At 38.8% G+C, this 19,669-nt stretch carries 18 protein-coding genes; 14 read left to right on the top strand and 4 right to left on the bottom strand.

Annotated features, from left to right (window positions below; genetic code table 11):
* Window positions 1-145: 145 nt before the first annotated feature.
* Together FNL60_RS07290 and alaS are read left to right on the top strand one after the other, a co-directional pair.
* Entirely contained in the window at window positions 146-646 is a 501-nt protein-coding gene (locus tag FNL60_RS07290) for an LURP-one-related/scramblase family protein (RefSeq protein ID WP_002265403.1), read from the top strand.
* 214 nt (window positions 647-860) lie between these two features.
* The gene (gene alaS / locus FNL60_RS07285; RefSeq protein WP_002280250.1) at window positions 861-3,479 is read left to right on the top strand and encodes an alanine--tRNA ligase; all 2,619 of its coding nucleotides are present in this window, start codon (window positions 861-863) and stop codon (window positions 3,477-3,479) included.
* Between the two features lie 211 nt (window positions 3,480-3,690).
* On the opposite strand, the gene FNL60_RS07280 is transcribed toward alaS, so the two are convergent.
* Genes FNL60_RS07280 through FNL60_RS07270 form a run of 3 tightly spaced genes read right to left on the bottom strand, consistent with a single transcriptional unit; the run spans window position 3,691 to window position 6,468 of the window.
* Window positions 3,691-4,719, bottom strand: a complete 1,029-nt coding sequence (locus tag FNL60_RS07280; protein WP_002280251.1) for an ABC transporter substrate-binding protein — start codon at window positions 4,717-4,719, stop codon at window positions 3,691-3,693.
* 19 nt (window positions 4,720-4,738) lie between these two features.
* Window positions 4,739-5,488, bottom strand: a complete 750-nt coding sequence (locus FNL60_RS07275) for an ABC transporter ATP-binding protein (RefSeq protein ID WP_002264195.1) — start codon at window positions 5,486-5,488, stop codon at window positions 4,739-4,741.
* Window positions 5,482-6,468: an ABC transporter permease gene (locus tag FNL60_RS07270; protein WP_002264196.1), complete on the bottom strand. Its 987-nt coding sequence runs from the start codon at window positions 6,466-6,468 to the stop codon at window positions 5,482-5,484. The genes FNL60_RS07275 and FNL60_RS07270 overlap by 7 nt, the downstream gene beginning before the upstream one ends.
* A 147-nt stretch (window positions 6,469-6,615) precedes the next feature.
* Between FNL60_RS07270 and FNL60_RS07265 the strand changes: the two genes are divergently transcribed.
* From FNL60_RS07265 to FNL60_RS07210, 12 genes are all read left to right on the top strand, one after another.
* Entirely contained in the window at window positions 6,616-7,317 is a 702-nt protein-coding gene (locus FNL60_RS07265; protein ID WP_002267872.1) for a lantibiotic protection ABC transporter ATP-binding protein, read from the top strand.
* 1 nt (window position 7,318) lies between these two features.
* Window positions 7,319-8,068, top strand: coding sequence for a lantibiotic immunity ABC transporter MutE/EpiE family permease subunit (locus FNL60_RS07260; protein WP_002280252.1), 750 nt, complete (start codon window positions 7,319-7,321; stop codon window positions 8,066-8,068).
* Complete coding sequence (locus tag FNL60_RS07255) at window positions 8,068-8,814, top strand: lantibiotic immunity ABC transporter MutG family permease subunit (protein WP_002280253.1); 747 nt, start codon at window positions 8,068-8,070, stop codon at window positions 8,812-8,814. The genes FNL60_RS07260 and FNL60_RS07255 overlap by 1 nt, the downstream gene beginning before the upstream one ends.
* 375 nt (window positions 8,815-9,189) lie before the next feature.
* Window positions 9,190-10,029, top strand: coding sequence for a TraX family protein (locus tag FNL60_RS07250; protein ID WP_002264198.1), 840 nt, complete (start codon window positions 9,190-9,192; stop codon window positions 10,027-10,029).
* Window positions 10,030-10,080: 51 nt separating this feature from the next.
* Window positions 10,081-10,740: a response regulator transcription factor gene (locus FNL60_RS07245; protein WP_002280254.1), complete on the top strand. Its 660-nt coding sequence runs from the start codon at window positions 10,081-10,083 to the stop codon at window positions 10,738-10,740.
* Window positions 10,731-12,113: a sensor histidine kinase gene (locus tag FNL60_RS07240; protein WP_002268816.1), complete on the top strand. Its 1,383-nt coding sequence runs from the start codon at window positions 10,731-10,733 to the stop codon at window positions 12,111-12,113. Before FNL60_RS07245 ends, FNL60_RS07240 begins: the two co-directional genes overlap by 10 nt.
* A 305-nt stretch (window positions 12,114-12,418) precedes the next feature.
* The gene (locus FNL60_RS07235; RefSeq protein WP_002268817.1) at window positions 12,419-12,664 is read left to right on the top strand and encodes a helix-turn-helix transcriptional regulator; all 246 of its coding nucleotides are present in this window, start codon (window positions 12,419-12,421) and stop codon (window positions 12,662-12,664) included.
* Window positions 12,665-12,808: 144 nt separating this feature from the next.
* Window positions 12,809-13,498 carry a CPBP family intramembrane glutamic endopeptidase gene (locus FNL60_RS07230; RefSeq protein WP_002268818.1) on the top strand — a complete coding sequence of 230 codons (690 nt, stop codon included), beginning with the start codon at window positions 12,809-12,811 and terminating at the stop codon, window positions 13,496-13,498.
* 134 nt (window positions 13,499-13,632) lie between these two features.
* A complete protein-coding gene (argC, locus tag FNL60_RS07225) occupies window positions 13,633-14,655 on the top strand; it encodes an N-acetyl-gamma-glutamyl-phosphate reductase (protein ID WP_002268819.1) in 1,023 nt (340 codons plus the stop codon).
* Window positions 14,656-14,813: 158 nt separating this feature from the next.
* Entirely contained in the window at window positions 14,814-16,007 is a 1,194-nt protein-coding gene (gene argJ / locus FNL60_RS07220; protein ID WP_002280255.1) for a bifunctional ornithine acetyltransferase/N-acetylglutamate synthase, read from the top strand.
* A gap of 28 nt (window positions 16,008-16,035) precedes the next feature.
* Window positions 16,036-16,773, top strand: coding sequence for an acetylglutamate kinase (gene argB, locus FNL60_RS07215; RefSeq protein WP_002280256.1), 738 nt, complete (start codon window positions 16,036-16,038; stop codon window positions 16,771-16,773).
* Between the two features lie 135 nt (window positions 16,774-16,908).
* Complete coding sequence (locus tag FNL60_RS07210) at window positions 16,909-18,048, top strand: acetylornithine transaminase (RefSeq protein WP_002273051.1); 1,140 nt, start codon at window positions 16,909-16,911, stop codon at window positions 18,046-18,048.
* A 123-nt stretch (window positions 18,049-18,171) separates the two neighbouring features.
* Here FNL60_RS07210 and nrdF read toward each other — a convergent pair whose 3' ends face one another.
* Window positions 18,172-19,131, bottom strand: coding sequence for a class 1b ribonucleoside-diphosphate reductase subunit beta (gene nrdF / locus FNL60_RS07205; RefSeq protein ID WP_002274297.1), 960 nt, complete (start codon window positions 19,129-19,131; stop codon window positions 18,172-18,174).
* Window positions 19,132-19,669 lie beyond the last annotated feature (538 nt).

The raw sequence follows: 19,669 nt of genomic DNA, 5'->3' as shown, positions 1-19,669 counted from the left end.
TGATGTGAGCTATGCAAATAGAAAAATTTGGCTGCTTGATTGATAAACAGAATAACATAATAAGAATGACAAGTTCATTGAATGAAGGTGGTACCGCGGTTTCTTCGCCCTTCTTACAGTGAACTTGTTTTTTGGAGAAAAAGCTATGAAGAGTTTTCAAATCAAACAAAAAATGTGGTCGCCAGGCGGTAAATTTACCATTACAGATGAGCTAGGAATCCCAACTTATCAAGTAGAGGGCTCCATCTTTAAAATTCCAAAGACATTTATCATTTCGGATATGCAGGGTAAACAGATCAGTCGTATCCAAAGGAAAACTTGGACCTTCCTTCCTAAGTTTTATGTCAATTTACACGATGGTTCTACATTTTTCCTGAAAAGAGATCTGTCATTTTTTAAACCTCACTATACAATTAAAGATTTAGACATGGAAATTCAAGGTGATTTTTGGGATATGAATTTTCGGCTCCTCCAAAATGATCAGGAAGTTGCTAGTATTTCTCAGGAATGGCTGCGCCTGACCTCGACTTATAATATTGAAGTATATGATGATCAATATGCAGACTTAGTGATATCACTGGTCATTGCTATTGACTATGTCAAGGCGATTGAAAAAAGCTCTGCAAGATCATCGGCATCACATTAACTGTAGACTATCTGTGATCTTTAAAGAAAAAACTGAATTCATCCTATTAACAGGTGCTTTTTCTGTTTGTCTCGTTCAATTATTTTTAATGAAAAGAAAGGAAAGGGAATTCGTCCTGTGATTGTCGAAAAATAGATAGTCTGCCTAAGATACAAGTATCTGTCGTCAGATTCCTAATTTTCTGTTCAATTACAGTCGGACTCTATATCTAAATATGAAACAATTAACATCAGCTCAAGTCCGCCAAATGTGGTTAGATTTTTGGAAATCAAAGAATCATGCTATCGAACCGTCGGCTAATCTCGTCCCTGTTAATGATCCCACACTACTGTGGATTAATTCAGGTGTCGCAACGCTGAAAAAATATTTTGATGGTTCTGTTATTCCTGAAAACCCACGCATTACCAATGCGCAAAAGGCCATCCGCACTAATGATATTGAAAATGTTGGAAAAACAGCTCGCCATCATACTATGTTTGAGATGCTGGGGAATTTTTCCGTTGGAGATTACTTCCGTGATGATGCTATCAAATGGGGCTTTGAACTTTTGACTAGTCCTGAATGGTTTGACTTGCCAAAAGACAAGCTCTATATGACCTACTATCCAGATGATAAGGATTCTTACAATCGCTGGATTGAATGCGGTGTTGAGCCAAGTCACCTGATTCCTATTGAAGATAACTTCTGGGAAATTGGTGCTGGGCCTTCAGGACCAGACACAGAGATTTTCTTTGATCGTGGAGAAGATTTTGATCCAGACCATATTGGTGTGCGCCTCTTGGCCGAGGATATTGAAAACGATCGCTACATTGAAATTTGGAATATCGTGCTTTCGCAATTCAATGCTGATCCAGCCGTTCCTCGTTCTGAATACAAGGAATTGCCTCATAAAAACATTGATACGGGTGCTGGCTTAGAGCGCTTGGTTGCGGTTATGCAAGGGGCAAAAACTAATTTTGAAACGGATCTTTTCATGCCAATCATCCGTGAGATTGAAAAATTATCTGGTAAAACGTATGACCAAGATGGCGACAATATGAGCTTCAAGGTCATTGCAGACCATATTCGTTCTCTCTCATTTGCTATTGGTGATGGTGCCTTTCCGGGAAATGAAGGCCGTGGTTATGTCCTTCGCCGTCTCCTTCGTCGTGCAGTTATGCATGGCCGTCGTTTAGGCATCAATGAACCCTTCTTGTATAAATTGGTTCCAACTGTTGGTAAGATTATGGAATCCTACTATCCAGAAGTGCTTGAAAAACAAGATTTTATTGAAAAAATTGTCAAACGTGAAGAAGAGACCTTTGCACGGACCATTGATGCGGGCTCAAACATGTTAGATCAACTTTTGGCTGATTTGAAGGCTGCTAATAAAGATATGCTTGAAGGAAAAGATATTTTCAGACTTTATGACACTTATGGCTTCCCAGTAGAATTGACCGAAGAATTGGCAGAGGATGCAGGCTTCAAGATAGATCATCAAGGCTTCCAAGCTGCTATGAAAGAACAACAAGAACGTGCGCGTGCCAATGTTGTCAAAGGCGGCTCCATGGGTATGCAAAATGAAACTCTGTCAAACATTACCGAAAAATCTACTTTCAATTATGAAAAAGAAGCACTTGACAGCAGTCTTTCTGTTATCATTGCTGACAATGAGCGTATAGAAGCAGTATCAGAAGGCCAAGTTCTGCTTGTTTTTTCGGAGACACCATTCTATGCTGAAATGGGTGGACAAGTAGCTGACCATGGGCTTATCAAGAATGATAAGGGAGACACTGTTGCTCGTGTGACAGATGTGCAAAAAGCGCCAAATGGTCAAGCCCTTCATACAGTTGATGTTTTGGGCACCTTGTCAGTAGGGACAACTTATCATCTAGAAATTGATCATGAACGTCGCAACCGGGTCATGAAAAATCATACGGCTACTCATCTTCTTCATGCGGCGCTGCACAATGTCATTGGCAATCACGCCACTCAGGCAGGTTCTCTAAATGAAGTGGAATTCTTGCGCTTTGACTTCACCCATTTTGAAGCGGTAACGCCAGAAGAGCTCCGTCAAATTGAAGAAGAAGTCAACCAACAAATCTGGAAGGCTATTCCTGTGACAACCATTGAAACAGACCTTGATACCGCCAAGGAAATGGGTGCCATGGCTCTCTTTGGTGAAAAATACGGTAAAAATGTGCGTGTGGTTTCTATCGGTGACTATTCTGTTGAACTTTGTGGTGGGACCCATCTTAAAAATACTTCTGAAATTGGCATCTTCAAGATTGTCAAAGAAGAAGGTATTGGTTCAGGAACTCGCCGTATCCTAGCTGTGACCAGTAAGGAAGCCTTTGAAGCCTACCGCCAAGAAGAAGACATACTTAAAGAAATTGCCACAACGCTTAAAGCGCCTCAAATGAATCAGGTAGCCAACAAGGTAGCTTCGCTGCAAGACCAATTGCATAAATTGCAAAAGGAGAATGCCGAGCTGAAAGAAAAAGCAGCCGCAGTAGCCGCAGGCGATATCTTCAAAGATGTTAAAGAAGTGAATGGTCTTCGCTATATTGCGAGCCAAGTAGAAGTTGCCGATGCGGGTGCCCTTCGCACCTTTGCTGATAAATGGAAACAAAAAGATTACTCCGACGTTCTTGTTTTAGTTGCCAGCATTGGTAAAAAGGTCAATGTTCTTGTTGCTAGCAAGTCTAAGGATATCCATGCTGGTAATCTCATCAAGACTTTGGCACCAATCGTTTCAGGTCGTGGTGGTGGTAAACCAGACATGGCCATGGCTGGTGGCTCAGATGCCTCAGCCATCAAAGATTTGATTGCCGCAGTAGCAGAGAATTTGTAAAACTTATCTTTGCAAAAGAACTATTTTATAACTAATCAAAAGGTTTTGGGATATACCCAAAACCTTTTTTGTAATGGTATAATTTTAGACCGTTTCCTGACTCGTGTGAAACAAACCACATACCATTAAACTGCCCCTCAATTGTTAGGTTTTGTATTTATCTTTTTAGAGGGTGATATATTGACAGGCAGTCCTGATTTTTATAAGTGCTTTATTTAACATTTTTCACTTTTAAGAAGGAATTGATTCTTAAAGCTTTCAGGTCAACATCATTAGATAAAATACCAATTTTTCGCAGGTCGCTGGCTACAGTATCGAAGCTATCATAAGCACCTGAATAGCTAGGTTTAAAAGTATAGCTGTTTAGGCTGGTAAGATTGCTGTCTTTACTGCCAGCAACATAGTTTTGATTTAACTGAATATCAACCGTTTCTTCTTTGTGCTTTTGCACCCAATTGGCTGCTTTTTGCATGGCAAGAGTATATTTAGCAGCAACAGCTGGATGTTTCTTGACTATATCGTTTGATACATAAGCGACACAGCAATATTCGTTTTTAAAACCTTTGTCAGTTGATGAATTAGCTAATGTTTTAAAGCCGTATTGTTTTTTCAGAACTTCAGTATCTGGATCACCGAGGGCAATGGCATCAACTTCGCCTTTGTCTAGAACCTGCCCTAACTGATCACATTGGTAAGTAACAAAACTGACATCACCTTTCTCATCAGAGACTTTTAAACCAGATTTTGCCAGAACACGTTTAGCAAAGATAGCGGGACTGCCCGCAACAGCAGTTACCCCGATCTTCTTCCCTTTTAGTTCGGCAGCAGACTTGATTTTGCCATCTTTTGTTAATATCTGCAGACAGCCAGTATGCAGGCCGGTAGTGATTTTTAGCTTAGCACCATTAGCTAGAGGCTGAATAATACTTGCCATCAAAGAGTTAGAGGCATCAATCTTGCCAGCATTTAAAGCATCAAGATTAGAAGTATCCTGTCCGATTTTAACAACCTTGTATTTCAAGCCAACATCATCAAAAAAGCCTTTTTCAATAGCTATTTGTTGGGGGGCACCGCAAAGATCAGAGTTTTCAGAAATTTTTAGGATATAAGAATCTTTTTCAGAAGCATTATAGTTTTTAGATGTCGAAATAGAGGACTTTGAACAGGCTACCAAGCTCACTGATATGATGAATAAAATAAGTCCAAGTCCGAGACATTTAGGGGTTGAATATTTTGTCATTAGTGCTTTCCTCTTTTCTTTAGAAGTTCAATATGTGTAAGATCTTTTCCTTAATAGCAATAAAGTTCTGAGAGTCTCTTTCTCTTGGCCTTTTCAAGTCAACTGCAATACTTTCCTTAATAACAGCTGGTCTTGGTGTCATGGCAAACACGCGGTCAGAGAGAAAAACAGCTTCTTCGACATCATGAGTTACCATGATCATGGTAATTTGGCGTTTTTGCCAAATATCAATAAGCTCAGCCTGCATCTTGCTTCTGGTAAAGGCGTCTAAGGCGCCAAATGGTTCATCAAGCAGTAGGACATCGGGATTATTAATCAATGCTCTAGCAATATTGACCCGTTGCTGCATACCACCAGATAGATTATGAGGATAGGCTTTTTCAAAACCACTCAGTCCAACTAAATTGATATAATCTTTAACTTCTGCCAGACGTTCTTTTTCTTTATTCAACTTTAGGCCTAGGGCGATATTATCATAAACAGTCAGCCAAGGATAAAGGGTTGCTTCTTGAAAGACAAAGCCGAGCTTTCGCGAGGGCTGGCTAATTATCTGATCATCCAGCCAAACCTCACCTTGACTGGCTTTCTCCAGACCTGCAATGATGCGCAGAAGAGTTGTTTTTCCGCTCCCTGAAGGGCCGACAAGCGAAATAAATTCTCCGGGTTCAATATCTGTATTAATCTGATGCAGAGCCTCAATCTCTGTATGCGCATCATCAGTTGCTTTAAAGATCTTTTGAACGTGATTAATCCTGAGAAATCCTACCATTTAATAAATCCTTTCTGCCATGAGAGCAATCTATCACGAACCTTGAAAAGAAGTGTAATAATCAAGCTAAAAGTAACAGCGATAGTAATCAAACCAGCATAGACATTAGCATAGCCTAAGACTTCCCTCTGCCAGTTGATATACCAGCCAATACCGTATTTAACACCCAGCATTTCTGCTGTCATCAAGGTGATAAAACTGGTACAGGCGCCATTGAAAATACCGACAAAAACATTGGGCAGGCTAGCTGGAAGGGCAACATGAGCAATCTTTTGAAAAGTTGTAGCTCCAAGAGTATCTGCGACTTCAAAATAAGTTTTTTTGACATTTTGAATGCCGGAGTTGGTTAAAATCGTCACAGGAAACCAGACAGAAAGACTGATCAGAAAAATACTGGCTGCAAAGCTTGTAGGAAAAGCTGTCAAGGCCAGAGGGACAAAAGCTGTGGACGGAATCGGTCCCAGAATTTTGACAATCGGATCTAACCAGTAATTAAAGGAGGTAAACCAACCAACTAGAATACCTGTCAGTAAGCCTAAAGCAATTCCGATAGCCCACGAAATAGCTAGTAACCGCAGTGAAAAGAGATCGCATTTTAGAATGAAAGGACCATTTTTGACAAAGACCGCCAGAATTTTATTGGGACTGGGAAAGAAAATCTCAGGTAGTAAGCTCAACTTTTCAGTGACAAAATTATAAACGGCCAATGCCAAGTAGCTGGTACCAATAAAATAGCTTTTGTGATAAAATTTTCCTTTTTTGTGGCGTACAATACTAAAAAAGGCCGCTGCAAGCGAAAGAGCAAAAGAAATCCAGAGAAAATATAAATACCAAGATTGGATTTTAGTAAAACTAACGGCAGATTTAGGAATGAGAAGCTGTGCTAAAATCGTCAACAAAATAGCAGAACTAGCGAAAAATAAACGATAGTAGTCTTTTGCAGTCTCCAAAAAATCATCACCTTTCTTTGTTTTCCTCATTATACTATTAGTCAAATCATTTGCATAATTAATAAAAATTAGACTGGGGCATAAAAAATTTTTATAGAGTTTAAATAAAAAATAACTTTCCTGATAAAGTCCTTAAATTTGTTTTTTATACTAAAAGCAGAAAAGGAGGATATCATAATGGATTATATGCTAGAGACGAAAAATTTAACTAAACAGTTTGGTAAGCAAACAGCGGTTAACCAATTGAATTTGAAAGTTGAACGTCGTTCAATTTATGGTTTGCTGGGGCCTAATGGTTCCGGCAAATCGACAACACTTAAAATGATTACTGGAATGCTAAGAAAGACATCTGGTCACATTCTTATAGACGGACACGATTGGAGCCGCAAGGATTTGGAAAATATCGGGGCTCTGATTGAATCACCGCCACTTTATGAAAACCTGACTGCGCGTGAAAATTTAAAGGTAAGAACCTTGATGCTGGGTTTACCTGATAGTCGCATTGATGAGGTTTTAAAAATAGTGGATCTAACCAATACGGGTAAAAAAAGAGCAGGGCAATTTTCTATGGGCATGAAGCAGCGTCTGGGTATTGCTATCGCACTTTTGAACTCACCTCAACTTTTGATTCTGGATGAACCGACTAATGGACTTGATCCTATTGGTATTCAGGAGTTGCGTAATCTTATTCGTTCCTTCCCTACACAAGGAATTACAGTTATTATTTCCAGTCATATCTTATCTGAGATTCAGATGACAGCGGATCATATTGGTATCATTGCTAATGGCGTACTGGGTTATCAGGATAGAATTCACCAAGATGAAGACTTGGAAAAACTTTTTACTGATGTGGTTATGAGATACCGAGGAGGTGAGTGATATGCTGGGCATGTTTCAGGCAGAAAGATTAAAACTGAAGCGTACGATGGCAAAGAAATTATTATTTCTTGGTCCACTATTGGTAGTAATACATGGTTTTATGGTACCTCAGTATTTGATTACGGATGCCTATAATTGGTGGTATATCATGATTTTTCCAGGACTACTGACCTTATTTGCTGCTTTAATAAATACTTACGAAGAAAAAAAGCTGCATTATCGAGCAATCTTTCCTTTGCCCATTTCTTTAAGAAAATTTTGGATAAATAAAGTGCTGACTTTGGTTTATTATTTGACTCTGAGCAGCTTCTTGCATTGTTTTATTTTAGTCTTGTTGAAATATTTTATTTTTCCACATTATGGAGAAACTTACCTTATTAGTCAAATGCTTCTTGCTTCTATGGTCTTATTGCTCAGTGTACTTTGGCAGCTTCCATTTTGTTTATGGCTAGCAAAGAAATTGGGCCTAGTTATCACCGTGTTAGTCGATTTCACAGCTAATGTTATTTTGGGAATTGCTTTTTCAACGACTGCTTATTGGTTGCTGTGTCCTTATGCTTGGAGCATACGATTGATGATACCTCTTATGAAAATATATCCCAATGGTCTGAAAGCTGGATCAGAAGCCGCAGCACCGCTATTAGCAACCAGCAATTGGTCCATTATGCTCAGTTTAACTTTGGCGCTTATCCTTTTTGCAGGACTGACCTGGCTGACGGCTCTTTGGTTTGAAAAACAGGAGGTCAAGTAATGGTTAAATTGATTTGGGCAGAGTTTTTAAAATATAACCGTACCTTTTTGCCTTGGATACATGTTATTTTACCAGTTGGCATCGCTGTTTTAACGGCTGTCTTTGGTCTGGTGACACCTGCTTATTCTTGGGGGAGTATTACAAGTGGTTATTTACAAGTGCTGGGGATTGCTTTTCCGTTAGTCATTGCTATTGTTTGCAGCAAAGCTGTTGAATTAGAGGCGGAAGCTGGTCATTTTCAAACTGTCCTAGCAAATAGTCAACGAAAAGTTCTTTATTTTATAAAGCTTGTCAATCTTATGCTGATGGAAATTATCGCTGTTTGCCTAGCTCTGTCTGTCTTTGGTCTATTGTATCGTTCAAAAATAGATGTCCCCTATCTTGCCTTTTACGGTTATGCGGGATTACTTTTGATAGTATCAACAGTTATTTTATATTTACTGCATCTGGTTATTGCTTTTTTATTTGATAGCGGGGCAACGATTGGTCTAGGTATTTTTGAAGTTCTGGTTTCGGCCTTGCTTTTAACAGGCTTAGGTGATAGTATCTGGCAATTTGTGCCTGCTGCTTGGCCAGCACGGTTGATGGGAACCTTGTTTGAAATGTTGCAGTATCCTGATCAAAATCCTATTTTTGCCCAGCAGATTCTCCTCTGGCTGGAAGTCGCAGTCCCACTAACTTTAATGGCTTTAATCCTTAGTATAATTTGGTTCGACAGATGGCAAGGACGTAGCAATGAGGAATAGAATTTAGAACTGCATTCACAGCAAATATTCTATCTTATGAAATAGTGTTGGCATAGCAAGAGCGACTATAAGGTAGAAGTAAAAGAACAGTTTCCGCTGTGCTAAAAAGGATATTGACGTCAGGGCAATATTCGAGAGGAGTTTCGAGACTGAGGCTTCGAAAATAAGCAATGGAACTCCTTGAGGAAGTCACTTACATCCTACTATACAAGGAAACGGTTAAAAAAATTATGAGTACAAGATCTTAGGAAAGAATTGGTATAATCTTTTCCAATTAGATGGTGATTTTATTTCATTTGTACACTTTATGATATGTGAGGGTCTGTATGCTTAACATTGAAAACTTATTTTATGAAAAGAAAAGGAGATTGATTTATGACAAATAGAAAAACACTAACGGGATTTCAGCTCAAATACATTGCTTTAGGAGCTATGTTATTGGACCATATTCATTATTTTTTTGAGTACACAGGTAAGGTTCCCCTATGGTTTACTCAAGTGGGGAGAATAGCCGCTCCATTATTTTTATTTGCTATTATTGAGGGTTTTATTCATACTCATGACCGAAAAAAATATTTCCTGAAGATTTACGGCTTAGCTGTTATAATGGGACTTATTCAGTTTGGCTTTTATAATGTGCTTCACCCTTTGGTGCGGGGAGATGGTTTTTTTCCAAAGAATATGATGCTGTCTTCATTTGCTATCTTACTGGTTGCTTTACAAGGTATTGCTTGGATCGAGGAGAAAAAGTATCTTAGAGGGATACCGACACTCCTTTTTCCGATTATTCTTCCCTTTCTCTTTATGCCTTTTTATCGTCTTTTCATGGCTTCAGACAATGATTTAGGTATGTTTGTGGTTAATCTGCTGAATTTCACTGTTCTGCCATTACATTTTTCCATTATGGATGGTGGAACAGCGACTTTGATTGTAGGAATAGCAATGTATCTTTGTCGAAAAACTATAAAAAGGGAAGTTATAGCTTTTGTGATCATTTCTTTAATCATTGATTTAGGCCGTGTATGGTTATCAGGTGTTCCGTTAACATTTCATGGTCTCTTCTTTTCTTATTTTGAGTGGTTAGAAATTTTTGCAGCTCCTCTGATGTTAATGTACAACGGCAAACGAGGTAAAGGCAATAAATATCTCTTTTATGCTTTCTATCCTCTGCATATTTACTTGCTTTATACCTTGTCAGTATTACTTTATAGATGATATGATTATAACAGTATAACAAATAGAAATAGAAATGGAAATGGAAGTAACATGACCCGTATTTTGGTAATTGATGATGATGCAGATATTTTGGCTCTGATAAAAAATACCTTGCAACTGCAAAACTATCTGGTGGAGACTTTTGTCAGTGCCAATCAGGTTGACTGCTCAAAATTAGCAGACTATGATTTGATTTTACTGGACATTATGATGCCTGATGTGGACGGGCTCAGTTTTTGTCGGGACATTCGGAATTTGGTGGACTGTCCCATTCTTTTTTTGACAGCAAAGTCACAGGAAGCAGATGTTGTCACGGGGCTTAGTTATGGAGCAGATGATTATATTTGTAAGCCTTTTGGTGTGCAGGAATTGCTGGCGCGTGTTGATGCCCATCTGCGTCGAGAAAGGCGTGAGCACCATGCTAGTCTGGTTCTTGAGCCTATCCGTTTTGATCTTTCTGCTAAGCGGGTTACTGCTAAGGGAAAGAAACTTGATTTGACCAAGTCTGAGTATGAAATCTGTGAACTGTTAGCCAAGCGTCGCGGTCAAGTTTTTTCTAAAGATCAGCTTTATGATTATTTGTATGCTTATGAAGAACGGGGAACACCTGCGGCTATAGCAGAGCATATCAAAAATATTCGGGCTAAGTTTAGAACTATTGGGCTTGAGCCCATTGAAACGGTCTGGGGGATAGGCTATAAATGGAAATGAAAAAATCAGGTCGTTCTTTAAAAATGATTTTTACCCAGTATTTTGCGACAGTTAGTTTGGCTTTCATTGCTTTACTATGCCTAATTTGGGCTGTTTTTGTCATAAGTCTCAATACCAAGCTTATCATTCCTGCCAATCAGACAGAACAAGAACTCTATCGCTTAGAAGATAAAATTGAAAAAGCTGATACTTTTCAAGCCAAACGTTTGCCCAAAGACACAACTTATCTTTTAATGACCAAAGATGGTAAGATCAAAGCAAGCAATATGCCTAAAAAGCTGCAGAAACAAGCTCTGGTCAGTTATTCTGGACAAACTGTCAATTCTGCTGAATATGGTTATTTTATGACTTTGAAGCCTAAAAATGAAGTTTATATTATTAATTATCGACTGGAAGCTCATTATTCAGTTGCCTGGATGAATAAGTATCTTCCTAATGTGAGTCTATTAGGACTTATTTTGACAGGGCTTGGAGTATTGCTTGTGTTTACTTTAGTGACGATACTCTTTGCCCGCAGGCTTCAGCGACAATTGTCTCCGATTATTGCTGCTACGCAGAAAATAGCCAAGCAGAATTTGGATTTCACAGTACAATCATCTGATATTAAGGAATTTAATCAAGTTTTAAATAGCTTAGATACCATGCGAGCAGTCTTGAGGGATTCCTTGATGCACAGCTGGCAAGTGGAGCAGGAGAAGCAAAATCAAATAGCTGCCTTAACACATGATATTAAAACGCCGCTGACAGTCATTAAAGGGAATACGGAACTGCTTAAGCAAACGGAGCTATCAGAGACTCAGGAGGCATTTGTTGGCTACAGTTTAAAAAATATTGGACAGGTAGAGACCTATCTTCAGCAATTGTCCTATCTAGCTAAAAACAGCCAATTACAAGATTTTCACCCTGAAAAGATAAAGGTCGCAGCCTTTTTGGAAGAATTATCCCAAAACAGCCAAGCCCTTGCTGCAACGAAAGATATAAAGATTCAATTTGTCAATAATTTGTCTGATGCTCAGCTCACTGCTTATTGGGATAAAGGATTGTTGGCGCGTGCACTGATGAACATTATTTCCAATGCAGTAGAGCATAGTCCCCAAGGCAGTCAGCTGCAGTTAGTCTGTCATCTGGAAAATGAGCTTTTTCAATTGACTTGTCTAGATAGCGGTCAGGGCTTTTCAAGAGAGGCTTTAGATAAAGCAAAGATGCAATTTTTCCAAGATGATACCAGCCGTCATGACCGCAAGCATAGCGGTCTTGGTCTAACTATTGCAGACAATATTATTCGTTTGCATGGAGGAAACTTGAGCTTATCCAATGATGCTAAAACAGCCAGCGGCAGAGTTGATGTCGCCTTACCACTGGCTAAAATGTAAACTTTATTTTATTAATATCTTTTATAAACAAAAAACGGAAATAAGATGATTTCCGTTTTTTGCATATTATTTTAGATTTGACTATGATATTTGTCAAATCTAAAAAGAGGTGATACACTGTAATTGTGAAAACCCAAATTGGGGTGAAAAAGTGAGAATAGAAGAAACCGCTGTTATTTTACAATTTTACTTTGTTTTGTTTTTCTGCCAAGAAGTAAGTCATTTTGGTTTAATAAATGTTATGCTTAGCTGTTATTCCTAGACTTTTATCATTATCAGCATGATGAGAAATGAGGATATATTTGATGCCAATACTTAAAAATCAACTTAAAGAACTACGTGCTAGAGATGGCATTAATCAGACCCAACTTGCTAAATTAGCAGGCATTTCCCGACAGACAGTCAGTTTAATAGAGCGTAATGAATACACACCTTCTGTTGTCATCGCCTTTAAGATTGCTAAATCTTTTGGTGAACCTGTGGAGAATGTTTTTAGTTTAATGGAGGAAGAAAACGAAAAAGTTAAGCGAAGCTGTAGTAAGAAGAGTTAAGCCGTTGTTTATCGCTACTGCTGGAGGCAGCTCTGGTTTCTCATTACTCAAAGCGTGACTGTTGCTACTGTCATTCATCCTTGTATTTTAGTTATAAACTTTAAATGATCAGAGAATATTATAAATAAATCAGAGGAGATTAAAATGAAAATTGTTTTAAATAGTATTAAAGTTATTGGATTGATTTTATTATCACTTGTTTGTAATATTATTCCTATGTATCTCTTGCAGTATCAAAACAAACTGTCTTTGCCTGCTAAGTGGGGTCTGGGATTGGTTTATATTGTCTTAATTATTTTGGTCATTTATTTCTTGTGGCAGGCTCACAAAAAGCATGACTCAGCAGAAGTGGCAACTCAAAAAATGACAGCTAAAGACATTGGTATTGCTCTGCTATTTTTCTTAGTCGCTAGGGTAGTTGCGATTACAGGGACTTTAATTAATCAAATACTGTCTGGACAAAGTACAATGACCAATGATGCAGCTTTGCAAAGTTTAACGGCTTTCTTCAAAAACGGCTTCTTTCTCTATACACTTTTGTATGTGATTTTAGTTGGCATAGTCGGACCTATTATTGAAGAGATGGCTTATCGTGCCTTTCCTAATCACCTTTGGTTTAAAAATAGTCACAAGGTTTTAGCAGGTATCATCACAACACTTCTTTTTGCCTTTCCGCACGCAACAACACTTTTTGAATTTGTCCTTTATGCTTGTATCGGAGCTATTTTATATCTAGCCTATGCACGTAGAGGAAATATTAAGGACTCCATGCTTGTTCATATTTTAAATAATTTGCCTACGGCGCTTTATTTCTTATTTATAGCTTTAAAATGAAATAATTTTGTTATCATGAGTTAAAGTATCTAGTTATAAACTAGGTACTTTTTACATTTTATTCATTTTTAGCTTGACTTATGAATAAATATACGATAAAATAAACAACATCTTTATAAAGGAAGTGAATAAGTATGAAAGTTTCGATTGTCGGTATTACGGGATATAGTGGATTAGAATTAGTCCGAATCTTAAATGGCCATCAGAAAGTTGAGCTTGTATCTGTCCATGCTACTAAGGAGATTGGAACAAAATTATCTGATATTTATTCATATTTAAAAGGAATTTGTGATTTAGAAATTCAATCTTTTGATAGTCAAAAAATAATGGCGACAGCTGATTTGGTCTTTTTTGCTACCCCCAGCGGTGTCGCTAAAGAATTAGCTAAAGACTTCATTGCAGCCGATTTTCCAGTCATTGATATCTCTGGAGATCATCGTCTGCCTGCTGCTATTTATGAAAAATGGTATAAGAAAGCAGCAGCTGAACAAGCATCTTTGGATAAATTCACATACGCTCTGGCCGAATTGACAGATGTTAAGGGAAAGAAATTCATTGCTAATCCGGGCTGTTATGCGACAGCAACTGAATTGGCTTTGCTTCCTTTGGTTAAGGAGAAACTTATTGATGTGAACAGTATCATCGTGGACGCTAAGTCTGGACTAACAGGAGCAGGCAAGGTCTTGTCAGAGTCCAGTCATTTTGTCAATGTCCATGATAATTACGTTACTTACAAGTTAAATCGCCATCAACATATTCCTGAAATTGTCCAAGAGTTGAAACGATTTGATAACAACTTGGAACATATCCAATTTTCAACCTCGCTTTTGCCTGTTAATCGTGGCATTATGGCAACCTGTTATGTGACTTTAAAAAAGCCTTTAAGCAATGAAGCCATTAGCAAAATTTATCAGGATCTTTATGCAGATAAGCCTTTTGTCCGCTTACAGCAAGACTTGCCAGAATTGCATAATGTCATTGGTTCAAATTTTTGTGATATTGGCTTTGCCTATAATCCAGTAACCAATGTCCTAACAGTCATTTCGGTTATTGATAATCTGGTTAAAGGAGCAGCTGGTCAGGCTGTTCAAAATCTCAATTTGATGATGGGATGGGATGAGACAGAAGGCTTCCCGATGACACCTAGTTATTTATAAAAATGATAAGAAAGGAATAGGACCTCAGCTCATCAACTGTTAAAAGTGATGAGCAATGAAAACAATTGAGTGCGCTTGTTTTGGTTTTAAAAGAGAGTCATTCTTTTAAGATATTACTTTGCAAGAGTGCTGTTGTTAGAAGGTTGAAAGTTTACGATATGAAAATAATTGATGGAAATATTGCCAGTCCGCTAGGTTTCTCAGCGGATGGCTTACATGCTGGTTTTAAAAAGAGAAAAAAAGATTTTGGCTGGATTGTGTCAGAAGTTCCAGCAAGTGTGGCAGGTGTTTATACAACCAATAAAGTCATTGCCGCACCGCTGATTGTTACCAGAGAGTCTGTGAAAAAGGCTCAAAAAATGCAAGCTCTTGTTGTTAACTCAGGCGTTGCTAATTCATGTACCGGCCTTCAAGGAATGGAAGATGCTTATACCATGCAAAAATGGACAGCAACGAAGCTAAAGATTGCTCCTGAGTTGGTTGGTGTTGCTTCAACAGGCGTCATTGGTGACTTGATGCCCATGGATACTTTGCAAAAAGGTCTTTCTAAATTAGTGGTCAATGGGAATTCAGATGATTTTGCGCAAGCTATCTTGACGACAGACACAAAAGTTAAGACAGTGGCTGTAACAGAGCAATTTGGTCGTGATGAGGTTACTATGGCAGGTGTCGCCAAGGGTTCTGGTATGATTCACCCTAATATGGCAACCATGTTAGCCTTTATTACTTGTGATGCTGTCATTTCAAGCGAAACGCTGCAGTTGGCACTTAGTCAAAATGTTGAAACGACGTTTAATCAAATTACAGTAGATGGTGACACTTCAACTAATGACATAGTCCTTGTCCTCTCTAATGGCTGTACCTTAAATAAGGAAATACTGCCAGATACACCGGAGTTTGATAAGTTTTCAGCTATGCTTCATTTTGTCATGCAAGAGTTGGCTAAGAAAATTGCCAAGGATGGTGAAGGGGCGACTAAGCTCATTGAGGTTGAAGTGATCAATGCTCCTAATAGTTTAGATGCACGTATGATGGCTAAAAGTGTTGTTGGTTCTAGCCTTGTTAAAACGGCAATTTTTGGTGAAGATCCCAATTGGGGACGTATTTTGGCAGCAGTTGGCTATGCTGGTGTTGATGTTCCCGTGGATAATATTGATATTTATCTGGCAGACATTCCAGTCATGCTAGCTTCTAGTCCTGTTGATTTTGATGAGGAAGACATGCAGGATGTCATGCGAGCAGATACTATTAAGATTATTGTGGATTTGCATGCAGGGGACAGTGTTGGTAAGGCTTGGGGTTGTGATTTGTCCTATGATTATGTTAAAATCAATGCCCTCTATCGGACCTAGCAGCTGAGCCATTAGCAAAGGAAAGCAAATGAAAGATATTATTGTTATTAAAATTGGCGGAGTAGCAAGTCAACAGCTGAGTGGAGATTTTCTCAGTCAAATCAAGAACTGGCAGGATGCTGGCAAACAGCTTGTTATCGTCCATGGCGGTGGCTTTGCGATTAATAAGTTAATGGAAGAAAATCAGGTTCCAGTCAAAAAAATCAATGGCTTGCGAGTCACTAGCAAAGATGACATGGTTTTGGTAAGTCACGCTCTTCTTGATTTGGTTGGAAAGAATTTACAGGAAAAATTAAGGCAGGCAGGTGTCAGCTGTCAGCAGTTAAAATCGGACATTAAGCATGTAGTGGCTGCTGATTATCTAGATAAAGACACCTATGGCTATGTCGGCGATGTGACGCATATTAATAAAAGGGTCATTGAAGAATTCCTTGAGAACAGGCAGATTCCTATTCTTGCTTCTTTAGGTTATTCCAAAGAAGGGGACATGCTCAATATCAATGCGGATTATCTAGCGACAGCAATAGCGGTAGCACTTGCGGCTGATAAACTGATTTTGATGACCGACGTTAAAGGTGTTTTAGAAAATGGAGCTGTGCTGGAAAAGATAACAAGTCATCAAGTCCAAGAAAAGATTGATACAGCTGTTATTACTGCTGGTATGATTCCCAAAATTGAGAGCGCTGCTAAAACAGTAGCCGCAGGCGTCGGGCAGGTTTTAATTGGAGATAATTTATTGACAGGAACGCTTATCACAGCAGATTAATAGAAAGGAATTGGAGTCGAATAGAAGGACAGAGATTCATTAAAGCAAAGTGACGTCATAAAAGATGCTCTTTTAATTTTTATAGTATTGTGTTCTAAAAATGTCGTACTTTCTATTCGTTTTCACTATTTAGTTATGAGTAACTTATTTCAAAACTATACAAGAGCAGATCTTGAGTTTATCAAAGCAGAAGGTAATTATCTCTTTGATACACAAGGGAAAAAATACCTTGATTTTTCAACAGGCATTGGCGTGACTAATCTGGGTTTTCATCCGCAAGTTCAAGTTGCCTTGCAAAAACAGGCTGAGCAAATTTGGCACACACCCAATCTTTATCAAAATAGTTTGCAAGAAGAAGTCGCTGCTAAGTTGATGGCTGGTAAGGATTATTTAGCTTTCTTTTGTAATAGCGGTGCAGAGGCCAATGAAGCGGCTATTAAAATTGCCCGTAAAGCAACGGGCAAGCAAGAGATTATTACTTTTCAGAATTCCTTCCATGGCAGGACCTTTGGCTCCATGTCAGCGACAGGACAGGATAAAATCAAAGTCGGTTTTGGTGACGCTGTCCCGCATTTTCACTATGCCGTTTTCAATGACTTGAACAGTGTTAAAGCTTTGGTGACAGAAAACACAGCTGCTGTTATGCTGGAACTCGTTCAAGGAGAGTCTGGTGTGCTGCCTGCTGAGCAGGACTTCGTGACAGCCCTAGCTGATTACTGTCAGAAGAATGGTCTGTTGCTTATCATAGATGAGGTACAGACAGGTATGGGACGGACTGGCAAGCTCTATGCCTTCCAGCACTATGGCATTGAACCGGATATTTTTACATTGGCAAAAGGTCTAGCCAACGGAGTCCCTGTTGGTGCCATGTTGGCAAAAAAGCAGTTTGGCAGTGCCTTTGGTCCCGGTTCGCACGGTTCAACCTTTGGCGGCAATAAATTAGCCATGGCAGCCAGTTCGGCCGTTCTTGATATTATGACTAAGGCAGGTTTTTTAGAGCAGGCTTGGGAAAATGCTCATTATTTACAAGAGCAGCTCACGTCTGCCTTGCAGGTTGCTGATACGGTCACTCAAGTGCGCGGACTGGGTTATATGATAGGTATTGAAACGACGGCTGACCTTGGTCAAATGGTCAAGGCTACTCGCGACCGAGGTTTGATCGTCCTGACAGCAGGAACCAATGTTATCAGGCTCTTACCGCCGCTGACTCTGACCAAGGATGAGATCGATCAAGGCATAATGATTTTACAGGAAGTGTTTGAACAGCATAATTGATAAAAATAATTGCTAACATAATAGTGACCAATACAATTTAAAAGACTTATCAATATACCTAGCTCTAAAGCGAGACATTTGATAAGTGCTTCTTCTTTTTAACTTATTTGAATAATGATTGGCTTATTTTCCCATGAGATAATCGTCATCATGCATGGCTTCAACAGAACCAAGCAGGTAACCATTACCGACTTGTGAGAAGAAATCGTGGTTTGATGTTCCCGTTGAGATACCATTCATGACAATTGGATTGACATCATTGGCGGTATCTGGAAAAAGAGGATCCTGTCCCAAATTCATGAGTGCTTTATTGGCATTATAACGCAGGAAGGTCATGACTTCCTCAGTCCAGCCGACTGGATCATAGAGTGTTTGGGTATAAAGTTCCTCATTCTCATAGAGTTGATAGAGTAAATCATACATCCAATCACGAAATTCGCTTTGCTCTTCCTCAGTCAATTCATTAAAGCCAAGCTGGAATTTGTAGCCAATGTAGGTACCATGGACAGACTCATCACGAATAATGAGCTTAATGATTTCAGCCACATTGGCTAGTTTATTGTTACCGAGGTAGTAGAGTGGCGTAAAGAAACCTGAGTAGAAAAGAAAAGTTTCAAGAAAAGTAGAAGCAACTTTCTTTTGGAGAGCATTTCCATTTTCATAGATCTCATTAATAATCTTAGCCTTTTTTTGCAAGTATTCATTATTATTGGTCCATTCAAAAATCCCTTCAATCTCAGACTTAGTGTTAAGCGTTGAAAAGATTGATGAGTAAGATTTGGCGTGGACAGATTCCATAAATTGGATATTATTTAACACAGCTTCTTCGTGTGGTGTGCGAACATCGCCGCGGATAGCTTCTACACCTGATTGGGATTGCATGGTGTCTAATAATGTTAAACCGCCAAAAACTTTACCAACGAGGTCTTTTTCTGCGGCAGATAACTTACGCCAGTCATCCAAGTCATTTGACAGAGGAATACGGGTATCCAACCAAAATTGCTCGGTTAATTTTTCCCAAGTAGACTTGTCAATGACATCTTCAATTTCGTTCCAATTTATTGCTTCATAGTAAGTTGTCATGTGTTTCTCCTGATTAAGTATGAGCTATTTTTTGTTTATTCTTGATAGTTGCCTAAGGGTTGTAAATGCAAGCGACCGACTACGTGTTTTGTTGCTTATTCTCGAGACCTCAGGCTCGAGAATTTCCCAGATAATTGACTTTTAGATTAATTATCTTCTTATCACAGCAGCAAGTATTTATTTGGGAGACTTCATCATTTTTTTAGAAATTCTATTTTTGGCGCTTGTTTACCAAATATTTACATGCTTTGCATTAGTAGAAATGGCGAATAGCGTGATCCCAAATTCGATACTTTTCGTTGTGGTGTTAAGAGCGGTGTAACCGCTCGAGGAAGTTCAAAGCCTAAAGGCTTTGAACTTAGTCATGGAACGACGTAGTCGATCGCTGATGATCCCACCACTTAAGAAAAGTATCAAAAAGAAATATTTACGACACGTAGAAAATGAAGTCGATGATACTTCATTTTCGAAGTTAGTAAGTGAACTAGGCAATTCGCCATTAGCGATTGCCGTGTAAGGATTAGGAGCTTTAGCTCCA

Source organism: Streptococcus mutans (assembly GCF_006739205.1).
GTDB classification, from domain to species: Bacteria; Bacillota; Bacilli; order Lactobacillales; family Streptococcaceae; genus Streptococcus; species Streptococcus mutans.
The sequence above is the reverse complement of the archived record's forward strand: the minus strand, read 5'-3'. Positions and strand labels throughout refer to the sequence as shown.

Coding starts and splice junctions, on each gene's coding strand:
- FNL60_RS07290 (WP_002265403.1), top strand. CDS start 146: ATGAAGAGTTTTCAAATCAAACAAAAAATGTGGTCGCCAGGCGGTAAA.
- FNL60_RS07235 (WP_002268817.1), top strand. CDS start 12,419: ATGCCAATACTTAAAAATCAACTTAAAGAACTACGTGCTAGAGATGGC.
- FNL60_RS07260 (WP_002280252.1), top strand. CDS start 7,319: ATGCTGGGCATGTTTCAGGCAGAAAGATTAAAACTGAAGCGTACGATG.
- FNL60_RS07270 (WP_002264196.1), bottom strand. CDS start 6,468: ATGAGGAAAACAAAGAAAGGTGATGATTTTTTGGAGACTGCAAAAGAC.
- FNL60_RS07245 (WP_002280254.1), top strand. CDS start 10,081: ATGACCCGTATTTTGGTAATTGATGATGATGCAGATATTTTGGCTCTG.
- nrdF (WP_002274297.1), bottom strand. CDS start 19,131: ATGACAACTTACTATGAAGCAATAAATTGGAACGAAATTGAAGATGTC.
- FNL60_RS07255 (WP_002280253.1), top strand. CDS start 8,068: ATGGTTAAATTGATTTGGGCAGAGTTTTTAAAATATAACCGTACCTTT.
- argJ (WP_002280255.1), top strand. CDS start 14,814: ATGAAAATAATTGATGGAAATATTGCCAGTCCGCTAGGTTTCTCAGCG.
- argC (WP_002268819.1), top strand. CDS start 13,633: ATGAAAGTTTCGATTGTCGGTATTACGGGATATAGTGGATTAGAATTA.
- argB (WP_002280256.1), top strand. CDS start 16,036: ATGAAAGATATTATTGTTATTAAAATTGGCGGAGTAGCAAGTCAACAG.
- FNL60_RS07280 (WP_002280251.1), bottom strand. CDS start 4,719: ATGACAAAATATTCAACCCCTAAATGTCTCGGACTTGGACTTATTTTA.
- FNL60_RS07250 (WP_002264198.1), top strand. CDS start 9,190: ATGACAAATAGAAAAACACTAACGGGATTTCAGCTCAAATACATTGCT.
- FNL60_RS07210 (WP_002273051.1), top strand. CDS start 16,909: ATGAGTAACTTATTTCAAAACTATACAAGAGCAGATCTTGAGTTTATC.
- FNL60_RS07240 (WP_002268816.1), top strand. CDS start 10,731: ATGGAAATGAAAAAATCAGGTCGTTCTTTAAAAATGATTTTTACCCAG.
- FNL60_RS07230 (WP_002268818.1), top strand. CDS start 12,809: ATGAAAATTGTTTTAAATAGTATTAAAGTTATTGGATTGATTTTATTA.
- FNL60_RS07265 (WP_002267872.1), top strand. CDS start 6,616: ATGGATTATATGCTAGAGACGAAAAATTTAACTAAACAGTTTGGTAAG.
- FNL60_RS07275 (WP_002264195.1), bottom strand. CDS start 5,488: ATGGTAGGATTTCTCAGGATTAATCACGTTCAAAAGATCTTTAAAGCA.
- alaS (WP_002280250.1), top strand. CDS start 861: ATGAAACAATTAACATCAGCTCAAGTCCGCCAAATGTGGTTAGATTTT.